This window comes from Dulcicalothrix desertica PCC 7102 (assembly GCF_003991905.1).
GTDB classification, from domain to species: Bacteria; Cyanobacteriota; Cyanobacteriia; order Cyanobacteriales; family Nostocaceae; genus Dulcicalothrix; species Dulcicalothrix desertica.
The window spans coordinates 252139-265128 of record NZ_RSCL01000008.1 but is presented as its reverse complement, the minus strand read 5'-3'; the positions used below and the strand labels follow the sequence as shown (position 1 = coordinate 265128).

The window sequence follows — 12990 nt, the reverse complement described above, 5'->3', positions numbered from 1 at the left end:
TCTTCGTCATCCTGAATTTTTGCTTTTTTCTTGGTTGTAATCTTTTGTACTTCAAATTGAAGTGCGGAATGTGGGTTATATGTTCAGCATTGGGAATGATTATTAAATTCCTTGCTTTTCCATCTGCAAAATTCCGATTTTCTCCACCTGCTGTTTGCAATAACCTTTGTGCATTAGCAATAAATCTACCTTCCCAACTACCCGCTTGCAGTTGAAGATTACGAGGTGCATTTGTTGTGGGTCTGGCACCTGTGGGTGAGACGGCAATAGTGGCAGCAAATTTATTAACATTTTCTATAGCAGCAGACATAACGGCGCCGCTTCCCATTGAATGACCTAAAGTTGCTAGACGTAATTTATCTACTTCTGGTTGTTCAATTAATGCTGTATAAGCAACATTTAAATTTGAAGATAATGAATCTTGTTGTAATGGCTGCGTATTTGCTGCATGGCTGTCAAAATCCCATAACATTACAGCATAACCAGCATGTGCAAACGTGTAAGCGTAACCCAGCATTAATTGTTTGGAACCAGCATAACCATGAGCGATAAGAACACCTGGTACTTTTTGGCTGTTTTGTAATTGTGGCGCCATGTATAGTAAAGGTACACCCGCGCGTTGGAAATGGCGGATTGTTAGAGAAGTTTGCGCTGCCATTACATTCCACCATGAAGCGGCGATTAGTACTAGTGCGATGGTTAAGGTGAGTATACGCTTACGGTTCATGCAAGTAGAAATATTATAGGTTTTCTAATTATCTACTTTATAAGATATTCTTGTGAGATAGTCTTGTGGGATAGTCTTGTGGAATAGTCTTGTGGAATAGTCTTGTGGAATGGGCATCCTTGCCCGTTCCAATGTCCTAATATAAAGGGCGGGCAAGGATGCCCACCCCACAAGATTAAAAATAATTCAGAATATTTTTCATTCTTAATTCTTTCAATTAATTTTTGAAGAAAATCTCATGTGGCAAAAAGAAACGTCCTATTAGTCCCTTTGGTATACCAGGAAGCTGAGAGCGGTAATTTTGGATTGCTTTAGTTTTGCGCTCGTTGACATTAGCGATAGGCAATCGGTATACATGAGTGAAATCTTCGTGTTTGAGATTAGATGATAAGGGATTTTGCCAAAGCATCCAAATAGGATATTCTTGTAACTCTACTTTTAGTTGTGATTTAGCAATAGCTTCTGCAACCAAGTTGTAAGTAGCTTCATGGTCTGGATGTCCATCTTTACGATGAGGAACGTAAACTTCCTCTGGCATAAAGGACTGTAAATGTTGCACTAATTTATCAACAATTTGTTGACGTTGCTCGTTCGATAAGTTTTGCAACGAACCATCAAGGTGATTGAAAAAATAAGTATAGTTATATATCTTTATATTCATTTTTGAATTTTTAATAGATAATACAGAATAGTTTCAATAGATTTAGACCTGTAGCAAATCTTCTTTAATTTTAATAAATTGTGATATAATACCATTCTTGTTAATGCGCTGAGGTAATCTTAAGCCCTATAACTCCTGCAAGAATTAAGCCAATACAAAAAAATCTACGTATCTCTATAGGTTCTTTAAATAGAATTACACCTAATATAACCGTACCGACGGCGCCTAAACCTGTCCAAACCGTATAAGCAGTACCAACAGGTAAAGTCTTTAGTCCAATAGAGAGAAACCAAAAACTTAATATCATCAAAATTATGGTAATAATACTAGGAACAATTTTAGTAAAACCCTCCGAGTATTTAAGAGTAATAGCCCATCCGATTTCAAATAAACTAGCTATAGCGATATAAATCCAAGACATAAGTTTCACATATTAAATATTTACGTATTTTACTTTTTATTTGTAAGTTTTTCAACTCTCTCTATAGATAGAAGCATAAAACTTAAATAACAAAATATTTTACTTTTAGTACTGATTGTTAAAACTATTTGTGGTGATTGCCACAATACTACACTAATATAGCTACGTAAAAAAATATTATAAAAAATTAATGCTAGATAAGTACTCTAAAATTATAAGAATTACCCAACCTTTCAATTTAGGACGGCGCCGATTCCTTAGAAACGTCAGTTTAATAACATTAGGAGTAGTAACGGCTATTGTAGAAACATTGCTAACTGGTAGGAATAAAAAGGCAATTGCCAAGCTTTCACCCAAACGTGCGGATACAGCAATCAAACAAACGCGCGATAGTATTACAGATATTTGGGGTAAACGAACTCCCTATATTAATAAATCTCAATTAGCTGATGTCGTATTACCAGCAGCAATTTGGGGCGAGAAAACGGGAACATTTACCAACGCTGACCGCACCGTTCATATTTCCTATCAAGCAATTAAACCACCAGGTGAAGCGCGCGCTGACTTTAATATTTTTATTGATTATGCACGACGCATGGACTTTCGGGATAATGCGGCGCCTGATGCTTTTGTACAAATATTTCAAGAAGATGCAAAACAATACGACATTTCTAAAGGAGACAAAGTAGAAGTAACATCGCGCCGAGGTAAAGTTATGGCGCTTGCTCAAATAGGCGATATTGAACCTGGATTAGTGTTTATACCGTTTCATTATGGTTACTGGGATAAATCTAATAGAATGCGCGCGGCGAATGAGCTAACTATGACTGTCATTGACCCTGTTAGCAAACAACCTCACCTTAAATATGCTGCCAGTTACTACTAATCTTTTAGAAGGAGAAGAAAATGACTCCAATTGAATTATACAGAAAAGGATTTAAGGCGTTAGTAGATGCTTTAGGATATGCCGATGCTATGACTGATTGGAGACGCTGCATAGTTGTAAAAATATTTATTTAGTATATGTATACTATAAATTTTGAGTTATTGGAAGCTTTTACAGCTTATTTTTATTATTCCCAGCCAGAAAACAAATATTATCTATATGAAGCGCCTTATGGGTGATTTATAAACTAGTGGTTCATTTCCTTCAATCTGGAAGGTTGAATAAATATCGAAACCTTGTAGAGACGCGATTAAATCGCGTCTCTACCTGTTTACGTTACAATTGTGCAATCAAAATATGGATGCGATGAGTGTGTTTGGCTGTCCTTTTAGAGTAGGGCGGGCAAGGATGCCCGCTCCACAAGAAGAGTGTATATGATTCAAGGTGTAAAACCAGGTTACAAAAATTGCTATGGGGCAAAGGTAAACAATCTGAAAAACAGTGGCGTGATGTTCTAGGGATTCTTAAGGCACAATTTGATAGTCTTGAGTATAGTTATCTCATCAATTGGGCTGAATATCTTGCAATTGCTGAAAGTTTATCTGAAGCTTTTATAGAAGCTGGAATTTAATAATTTACAAACTTTATATATTATTGCATTATTCTAAGTGAAATTACTAATATAATCACTAGAAATCAGTATTTATATGTAAATGAGAAATATATCCGAAAATCCTACAATGTTGTCTTATAAAAACCAGCTGACAATTTAGGAAAATAGCGTGGATTAATAAAAGTGGCTGGAAAATCAAAATATATAGTTGCTGTAATTGGTACAGCAGTTGTAGCAGCAGGCGCCTTCGCCGCATATACTTTTTTACTCAAGGGACCTTCGGGTGATGCTTCTGGCGCCTTAGCTAGTGCCAAAATAATTCCGGATGAGGCAATTATGGCGGGTTATATTACAACTGACTCTCAAGCTTGGGCAAAAATAGAAGAGTTTGGTACTCCTGAGGCACAAAAGTTATTTGCTAAAGGTTTAGAGGAATTTAATAAAAGCGCTGACAAAGAAGGCTATTCTTACGAGAAGGATATTAAGCCTTGGGTAGGGGGAATTATGTTTGCTGTGTTGCCACCAAGTCCGGTGAAACCAGCACAAGCAAAAGCCTCTAATAAACCCGAACCTGAACTTTTAATGGTTATTGGGATTAAAGATAAAATTGCAGCTTTAAATTTTACAAAGAAGGTAGATAAAAAGGTAAAAACTAAAGAAACTGAATATAAAGGCTTAAAAATTACTGAAGCAATCATTGAAACAAAAGCTGATATAAAAGGTAATACGAAAAATACTCCGTCATATACTGCGATATTAGATAATAATTATGTGGTGTATGGTTCAAGTAAACGTTCTGTTGAACAAGCTATCGATACATTTAAAGGTGAACCATCGCTTCTGAGTAAACAGGGTGCTAGCGAAATTTTGAGTAAAGGCGCCGATTTAAAAAACACTGTTGCTCAATTTTATATTCCTGACTATGCAGGAATGATTGATTCACTTATCAAATCTGACCCAGAAATGGCAAAAATTCCACCCAAAGCTTTAGATTCACTCAAACAAGTTAAATCAATGGTGGTGGGATTTGGAATTGATGATGCTGGTATACGGATGAAGGCAACTGCCAATCTTGACCCCAAGTTAAATGTATATCAATATGAACCAACAAATTCCAAAATTGTCTCTACGTTACCAGCCGATACCCTTGCTCTAATTAATGGACAAGGTGTAAACCGTTGGTGGGATGCAATGCTTAACCAATCAAAAGATTTTCCTGAACTTCAAACAGCTTTAGGCGCCGCACGCACCTACACCAGATATGCAAATATTGACTTAGATAAAGAAGTATTCGCTTGGATGGATGGTGAATTTGCATTAGCTGCAATTTCTTCTGATAAAGGATTACTTGCACAAACAGGATTTGGTGGCGCCTTGGTATTTGATACCAAAGATGATAAAACAGCTAAATCAATGTTTGCTAAACTCGATAGTCTTGCCAAAACTCAAAATGTCAGCGTTAAGCAGCGCAACATTGGTAGTAAGCAAGTTACCGAATGGGATGTTCCTAACCAAGGTGCAGTAGTTGCACATGGTTGGCTTGACCAAGATACTGTATTTGTAGCACTCGGCGCCCCCATAGCAGATGTGTTGACAACACAAAACGGTAAATCACTTGAAAGTGATGATTCTTTTAAAACAATTACTAGTTCGTTACAAAAGCCCAATGGTGGTTACTTCTACCTTGATATGGATAAAACAATGGTATTGGTAAATAAATTTGCAACTGGCGCCAATGCTATAGACCCTCAGTCAAAGGCTTTTTTAAGTTCTATTCGTGGAGTTAGTATGACTGCTACTAGTTCTGATAAGACTTCGAGTCAAGTGGAAATGTTGCTATCACTTAAATCCAAAACCAAGTAGGCTCACACTAGACTGCACAGTTCGTATGCCTGTGCCACAAGAATAATAATTGGTTATAAAATGAGCAAATTTTTGTTCAAATTGAACAGTTTTTGAACTTTAAAGTGAACATTCGCTTCCGGCAAACTTATTCACAGTTGCGAGTAAAGCAGCTGTGAATAGTTAATTAAAGGAGTTTTGAATGAAAGCTAAATTGAACATACCCAATAAGTTAGTCATTATTGCGACTAGTGCATTAGTAAGTTTACTCAATTTTGGAAGTATTGCACTCCATACAAACCCTTCTTTAGCTCAAGAGAAGTCTTCTATATCTAGAGGTTTGAGTTTTATTGGTTTAACACCTAACAATACATTAGTACGCTTTGGTCTAAATAGTCGTATCTTTAAACCTATTCGAGTCAAAGGAATTGATGGAAATCTTCAGGGTATTGATTTTCGTCCTGCTAACGGGTTACTTTATGGTGTTACAGATACCGACAATGTTTACATTATTAACCCAGATACCGGAGACGCAAAGCTAGCAAGTAAACTCTCAAGTAGTTTTGATGGTGGATTCCAATCAGGGTTTGATTTTAACCCGGTACCAGACCGTTTACGAATTGTTGGTAGTAACGACCAAAATTTTCGTACCAACGTAGATAATGGGACTGTCAATGTTGACAAACCTTTAGCTTATGGTTCATCTGACCCTAACTCTGGCAAAGACCCTAATATAACAGCGATTGGGTATATAAATTCTCGTGCAGGTGCAACTTCAACTCAACTTTTTGGTATTGATTATGACTTGGATGTTTTAGTACTCCAAGACCCACCGAATGATGGTAATCTTCGCACTATTGGTTCTCTTGGCATAAATTTCTCTCCAATTGGAGGATTTGATATAGCTACGGACGCATCAGGTAAAAATACTGCTTTTGCTACCTCAGATAATACTTTGTATACAATTGATTTATCTAAAGGCGCCGCTTCTAAAGTAGGTAATTTACCTTCAACTGGCTTTATTGGGTTTGCTATTGTGCCAAACTTACCAAACAATAAACCTAGAACTTTAGAAACTCAACCAAGTACACAAGAGGCGCCAACACAAGAACCTAGTGAAACTACTGATAATACTGAGACTATGGAGGCGCCTGAACAACCTACACAAGAAGCAATGCCGGAACAACCAGCAAATTAGTCCAGAATGCATTGGGCTTTATCAACAGAGTACGCTAACATTACAGCAACCTTGATAAAGAACATTGCCTGGATGTAGAGACGTGATATATTCCCTGCGGGACACTCCGTGAACACGTCTCTACAATTTCGGGTTTTACGAACGATTTAAAACTGCATAATATCAATTAAATTTAATTATCGAGAACACAAAATCTTTGCGATAGCATCAGAAATTGGCAAACCAGAATATTTTTCTAACCAAAAGAACTCACCAACAGGGTTAACTTCTAGAAATACATGGTGCCCGTCAGGAGTTAAGATAATATCGATGGCGCCATAGTTCAACCCAAAATAAGCCATCAACCGAAGTAATTTATTTTCAACCTCTTGAGGTAACTGATAAGATTGCCAAGCTTTAAGTAAAGCAATACCTTTCTTTCGCCAATCATCGCGTGCCATTTCTAAAGCTTGCGAATCTACGGCAGCAGTAAATATATGTTTACCCACAATAATTGTTCGTAACTCTAACGCTTTCGGAATTTTTTCTTGAAATGTCATCGGACAATATTGCAAAGATTCAAGGTCTTTAAGGTCTTCTGATGTAACAGTATTAGTAAAAACAACCTTTTCCTGTCCTTGCTCGTCGTATACAGCAAATGCCGAAAGCATTTTTGTTACAACTTGCTTACATTCCTGTATAAATTCTCTGACTGCTTTTGGATTATTTGTAGTTAGAGTGCGTGGTGTGTCAATACCTAACTCGCGTGCTACTTGCAATTGTAGTTGTTTATTTTCAGCTTTACGAATATTTTCTAAAGGGTCAAGATGAAACCCTTTAATACTAGCAATCATTCCCTGAATAGTTGCGCGCGATTCTTTGATAGATGCTTGTCTTAGTTGCACATCCATAGTTGTAGGAATTCTAGCACCAATAGCTAGGCGCCGATACCATACAGATGTAACGTCACTTAAATCAAGTTGCTCTGTATCATCAACAAGTATTAAACGCTCATATCCCTTTTGGTAATAAATATCTAGTGTTGCCTCAGTTGGAAATCTATCGGTATTAAAACGAAAAGCTTTACCACCTTGATTTTTTACTGCCTGCATTACCCTAGAAATACTTTCATTATCATTACTATGAGTGATTATTAAAACAGTCATATTAAATTAATATTATTTAGGACTGAATGCCAAAGATTTAACTAACACTCAGCCCTGTAAAATAAAATGGTGCCAATATTTAGCTAAATCTAAAATTTTGGAAATCTTGGAAAATCAAATTTGGATTGAAAATCAAAATCAATAACACCAGGAATGGGGCTAAAACCGCTATCTTCTTGGTCAGAAGGATACTTTTTAGTCGTCATCATTCCATCATCTCTACCTTCTTGGTCAGAAGGATAAGCCATTGTTGTGACTGTGCTACCACCCACAACCTCTGCCATTTCCTCTTCAGATAAATCTTTTAACTGCCCTTCTAGATAGCGCGCAAAGAACGGTACTGGTGGTTTTGAGTTTATACTGTCGTTATTGTTATTGGACATAACCTTACCTCCATAGAACTCTATTACAATAGTAAATCAGAAGTAACCACAGAGGTTTTATGCTTTTTACAAACATTTGTTACAAATCTTTATAAATAAAGCAAGTTTTTAGCATTTTATTTGAACATAGCACAGGCAAGATGCCTGTGCCACATGAATTATAGGATGCTATGCGAAGGTTGTGCTAGTGATGGTGTTTGACTGTACCCATTTTAGGGTTGCTAGTAGGTCGTTACTGTTGGTGATGCGAAGTTGTGTGTCTCCACCTAATTGACTTATAGTTATGTCGTTAAAATTAAAGCCACTGCCTAAACTAATTGTGTCACTGGCGCCAAACCCATATATAGTAGCTTCACCTGTACCTTTATCGAGTTTAAAAGTGTCTTTACCGCTACCTGTGTAGATGGTGTCTATTCCCGAAGAAGTTATGGTGTTATTTCCTTCTCCTGCATATATTAGGTTGTTACCGTTGCCTAAGCTAATAAAATCATTTCCGGCGCCTGTATATACAACATTATTTCCGTTACCAGCAAAAACACTGTTGTTGCCTTCTCCTGCATAGAAGGTATTATTGCCGTTGCCCGCATTAAAGTAATCATTTCCAGCGCCTGCATACAGGTTATTATTACCATTGCCAGTAAATATCCAGTTATTACCTTCACCCCCATAGATAGTGTTGTTGCCACCAAAGCCATAGATTTTATCGTCGTTATTGGCGCCAAATAAAGTATCATCTGCATTTGTGCCACGAATACCAGATGGATGGGGGTCATAACTTGTTGTGTCAATTTTTAATCCATCAGGGAAAGCGTTAGCAATATTTTCCCAAGGTACAAATTTAAAGTTGGAACTGACATTTTCACCATCTACAATTTTTGCAGGTAGGTTGTTTCCATCTTGGGTGACAAACAAACCAAATGGGAAGTCGGGGCCTAATGGTACATTAATAACATCGGCGCCATCTGATTCTTGGACGCTATCAATTGCCCCATTGTTACCTACTGCAAATCTACCCAAGAAGTTATTGCTACCTTCACGGGTGTAAGCTGCAAAGGTATTATCTCCTTGACTGGATACTAATAAATAACCAGTTCCATCTTTGCTGTAGTAAATGGTTAATCCTTCAACATCATCGGTGAGATGCTCACCACCTAAAGCTTTAACTTTATCGACTAAAGTACCAGCTTTACCACCATCGGGTTCTGCCTGGAACTTCCAAATACCAACATCTTCTTGCCCTATATATAGATAACCAAGTTCTTGGTCTGCTACCATACCCTCGGTTTGGGGAGAACGTTCACCTGTTGGTGAAGGTAAAGTAAATTCCCGTACTCGTTCGGCGCCTATCTTGCCGTTACCTTTATCAACTAGTTTATACTGAGCGACATCTCCAGTTGTTCTGCGGTTAACAAAGGCGTAATAATCATCAGTTTTAGGACTGCGATATAAAGCTAAACCATATGCACTTCGTGTGGATGGTGAGTATGGCGCCTCAAAGGGTTCTGCTTGGAATAAAGTACCTATACTGCTATCGGTAATATCTTTTAAATATTCACCAGGTGTACTAGCGTTGGGGTCTATTTGGAAAATTACTAATTTGTCGTTATTGCGGTCAGAAGCAACGGCTATATCTACAGATTTATCACCTAACTTAAAGCCGTACTGTAAGTCTACGTTGTTGTACCTAATATTACCAGGATTTGTTTCTTGTAATAAATTTCCAGATAAATCATAAACTCGTAGACCTCCATTTTTAACGCTTGTAAGCACCAAGCTCTTTTGACTATCTGTGGAATTTACGTAGATGGCAGGGTCGTCAGCATCAGCGCGTTCGCTAAATGGTAAAGTTGAATCATCTATTAAGTCAGGACGAGTTTCGACGGTTGGGATAACAGTGGGTACCAAGTCGGCGCCTAATGCTAAAATTTAGGTAAATTGTGTAGGACTAAAGTTATTATCGCTTACTAATACAATAGACTGGCGCCCGTCAGCAAGTTTTTCACCAAATGCTAAACCTTCAATGTTATCGAGTCCGGTAGATAACTTTAAGTCATCAAAGTTTAATAGCAAGCGTTTTTCTACAGGTCTTATTGCTGCTAGTTTATCACTACTAAGATTATTTAGTGAATCTAATGTACTAATATCACTGGCGCCTTGCAAAGTGATTTCATACAGTTTGATAGTATTACCTGTACCTGGGGCACCTGTCGAGAAGGAACGTTCTAAGGCAAGTAGTGTACCACGACTATCTAATGCTAGTAAATCTACTAAGCCGTTTGTATTAAATGCTGTAGTTGGATTTGAAGGCGCCGCTACAGCATCGGTATTATATAAATATTCTTTTTCAGGTTGTCCGGTAACGAGGTTGTATTGAATAATGCGTGAACGAGTTCCATTAGTAGTTGTGGCAACAGCACCATCTTGGAACAATGCGTTTTCGGTAGCTGTATATAGGAACTTTTGGTCTGGAGTAATAGTTAAACTTTCAAACGCTAAGTTGTTGCGAACACCTGCTGTTTGAGTATCACCCGCATCAACTCTACCATTACCGTTCGTATCTTGGACAACGGGAAGGAATTTTTGAGGTACTGGTAGTGAGCGAATAAGCTGTCCTGTTGTTAAAGAGTATTCGTTAACAAATGGGTTAGTTACACGTCCTGCACTTGGGTTCGCTTCTCCTTCTGAAGAAATGAAAACTGTATCTTTGTTAGTAAGGGCAATACCTTCTGGGTCAAGACTTAATTGTGGATATAAGTTGCCGTTCGCATCTGTGATAGGAGTAACATTAGTAAAAGTTACCCCACTGGTTGCAATAGTATTGGGGTTGGTTGTAAAAGTATAGAAGCGCGCGGGACCAAATTGAGAGCGGTCATCAGAGATAGCATAGTAGCGGTTATTAACAGCATCGTAAGTAACACCTGATAAACCACCTAATGGTATTTGTTTATCGTTTATTGTACCTGCGGCGCCTTCAGGAATAAAGCCTGTAGAAATTATAGTTTGTCCCTCAAAACCAATATTTGGAATTGTTGCACCATTAGTAGAAGGGGAAACTTGGACATCTGCCCATACTAGACGGTGGTCAGAACTGGGGAAACCTCCTGGTAAACTAGAGTTAAATGTGCCAACTCGCGAAAATCCAGGGTCTGTATTTACAGGCCAATAAACTGCACTATCATTTATAGTTAAATTACTCGAAGGCAATATATAATCTACACGAAGATTTCCTGGAGCAGTATCTGAAAAGTCTGCTGTATCAAAAGCTGGGTTGCCTTTTTGTGTAAGGTTAGCACGACCTTGTAATTCAGCTTGTTGTATGGCGCCTTCACTAGTAGGGATAAAATTAGTGTTAACGCGCGGGTTGTTGAGAATTTGAAGAATGGCGTTATCAAAGCTATCACCATCATTCGGGTCAGCATTTTGATCCCCCATGATTACAAATTGAGACCCAGCATTTAAACCGCCCTTTTTACCGCCATCATCATATATATAGTTACCTTCACCGGGAGTAATATAATCTGCCCAAAAACGAATTTCGTCATGGTTGCGTTTGCCGTTGCGGTCTTCGGCGCCATCAAATGTAGGTGGTGTAGGATGACTTACTAAAACGTGAACGGTTTCACCATTTATTTTAATGGGTACATCCCAGTGATTTTTTGAAGAAAGACGTAAAGCTGCTTGTTCTTCGGGTGAATACCAAGGTGTGGAAGAACCAGGAGTTGCAATAGTAGAAAGCAGAGAATTTGGCATATCCTGCCATAAGAAGTTTTGGAAGGTGCGGATATTTGCTGTATCTATAGGGTATTTTGACAGTAGCAACATTCCAAATTGACCGGGAAAGTTACCAAACCCATATGCATCATCACCATATCCTGGGGCGCCTGGTGTTGTGACGACGCTACCATTATTATTAAGGTCAAACCCAGAAGCTATGCCAGTGTTGGAAGGGGCAATGTAAACGTAGGGGTAATTAACAGGGGTGGCGCCGTTTTGGCTTACCGAAAGATAATTATCTTGAAGCAGTTTAACTGGCGCCAGTGGGTCAGTCGCAACGTAGTCAAATTCGTTGATAAGTAAGATATCTGGGTTATTGCGTTGAATGATTTCAGCAACAGCTTTAGCTTGGGCATTATTGGGTGTCGATAAATCTCGTACTAAATCACCTTCATTGTTGCGGTTAAGGGAAGCGTTAAACTGGGAAAAGCGAATATTGGATGAATCCATAAATATTTTTTAGAGGTGATAGATAGTGTTTATAATCATCAGGGGTTAACTTTGAACTAAGTTGTAAAAATAAATCTACCTAAAGTAGTATTTTGTTTAAAACTTTTTATCTGAACTACTTTAGTTATTAATCCCTGTATCTACCATTGAATAGCTGTTAATTTAAATACTGATATGTTTAAGTTTATGTACTGGTTAAGGTTGTTGTAGGTTGGGTGTAAACGGAGTTTTTCCGCAGGGTAGGCTTTGCGTAACCCAACCTACAGATGATGTGGCGCCTTTTTTAAGTATTTTTAGAGAGCGAGTATGTTACTTCTTTGTAACAAATTAGCCAGAAATAAAGTGCGGCATTTATTCCGCTAAATAATTTAGGTATACCTTCTGAGAAGGTGGAAATAGTAGTTAGTTGTAGTGAGTCTATTAGAATTGCGATTGATAGTAAAGCAATGCTAGTTAAAAGTAAACGGTAAGGTGTTGATTTTATTATTTTCCAGAATGCTTTGCCGTAGCTGAAGGCGATTAGAGCGTAAATAGTAATAGTTGTAAGCTTTGGGATGCCAGCATAGACGAGTGTTATATGAATTCTATATTTTTCATTGATTAAAAAGCCTAGCATTAATAAGGCTGAATATAAAATAAAATTATTGTTTAGATTTTTGGGACGAGTCTTTTTTAGTAATGCGTAGCTGAAAGCGCAAACTACTGGCGGTATACAACATAATAATTGAAATGTATATGTAAATAATCCATCGGTTAGATATTGAGGACTTTCTGGCGGAGAAAATAATCCTTCTGTAGGTAGATTTAATAGTTTAGCCCAGGCTGTAAATAAGACTACTAGGAGTAAAAATATACCGTTAATTGCAAGTATGAAATGATAATTTTTCATG

At 37.7% G+C, this 12990-nt stretch carries 10 protein-coding genes and 1 pseudogene; 4 read left to right on the top strand and 7 right to left on the bottom strand.

The features are described 5' to 3' along the window. From DSM106972_RS18675 to DSM106972_RS18665, 3 genes are all read right to left on the bottom strand, one after another. Positions 1–727: alpha/beta hydrolase (locus DSM106972_RS18675; RefSeq protein WP_233787897.1), on the bottom strand; the 727-nt coding region annotated here is incomplete at its 3' end. A 217-nt stretch (positions 728–944) separates the two neighbouring features. Further along, positions 945–1388 (bottom strand): PIG-L deacetylase family protein, encoded by a 444-nt coding sequence (locus DSM106972_RS18670; RefSeq protein WP_127082109.1) that lies wholly within the window; start codon positions 1386–1388, stop codon positions 945–947. Between the two features lie 100 nt (positions 1389–1488). Beyond that, complete coding sequence (locus DSM106972_RS18665; RefSeq protein ID WP_127082108.1) at positions 1489–1809, bottom strand: DMT family transporter; 321 nt, start codon at positions 1807–1809, stop codon at positions 1489–1491. A gap of 190 nt (positions 1810–1999) precedes the next feature. Here DSM106972_RS18665 and DSM106972_RS18660 point away from each other — a divergent pair, with 190 nt between their 5' ends. The 4 genes from DSM106972_RS18660 to DSM106972_RS18650 all read left to right on the top strand — a co-directional run bounded on the left by DSM106972_RS18660 (position 2000) and on the right by DSM106972_RS18650 (position 6348). Continuing rightward, positions 2000–2695, top strand: coding sequence for a molybdopterin dinucleotide binding domain-containing protein (locus DSM106972_RS18660; protein WP_127082107.1), 696 nt, complete (start codon positions 2000–2002; stop codon positions 2693–2695). 466 nt (positions 2696–3161) lie between these two features. Beyond that, positions 3162–3326 carry a hypothetical protein gene (locus tag DSM106972_RS51425; protein WP_158632842.1) on the top strand — a complete coding sequence of 55 codons (165 nt, stop codon included), beginning with the start codon at positions 3162–3164 and terminating at the stop codon, positions 3324–3326. A gap of 165 nt (positions 3327–3491) precedes the next feature. Continuing rightward, a complete protein-coding gene (locus DSM106972_RS18655) occupies positions 3492–5171 on the top strand; it encodes a DUF3352 domain-containing protein (protein WP_127082106.1) in 1680 nt (559 codons plus the stop codon). A 181-nt stretch (positions 5172–5352) separates the two neighbouring features. After that, on the top strand, positions 5353–6348 hold the full coding sequence (locus DSM106972_RS18650) for a DUF4394 domain-containing protein (RefSeq protein WP_127082105.1): 996 nt from the start codon (positions 5353–5355) through the stop codon (positions 6346–6348). A gap of 176 nt (positions 6349–6524) precedes the next feature. On the opposite strand, the gene DSM106972_RS18645 is transcribed toward DSM106972_RS18650, so the two are convergent. The 4 genes and pseudogenes from DSM106972_RS18645 to DSM106972_RS18630 form a co-directional block, all read right to left on the bottom strand. Continuing rightward, positions 6525–7493, bottom strand: coding sequence for an MvdD family ATP-grasp ribosomal peptide maturase (locus DSM106972_RS18645; RefSeq protein WP_127082104.1), 969 nt, complete (start codon positions 7491–7493; stop codon positions 6525–6527). 89 nt (positions 7494–7582) lie between these two features. Further along, the gene (locus tag DSM106972_RS18640; RefSeq protein ID WP_127082103.1) at positions 7583–7876 is read right to left on the bottom strand and encodes a microviridin/marinostatin family tricyclic proteinase inhibitor; all 294 of its coding nucleotides are present in this window, start codon (positions 7874–7876) and stop codon (positions 7583–7585) included. Positions 7877–8176: 300 nt separating this feature from the next. After that, positions 8177–12100: pseudogene (locus tag DSM106972_RS18635) on the bottom strand (phytase); the annotation flags it as partial. Positions 12101–12383: 283 nt separating this feature from the next. Further along, a complete protein-coding gene (locus DSM106972_RS18630; RefSeq protein WP_127082102.1) occupies positions 12384–12989 on the bottom strand; it encodes a DUF8692 domain-containing protein in 606 nt (201 codons plus the stop codon). Position 12990: the final 1 nt, after the last annotated feature.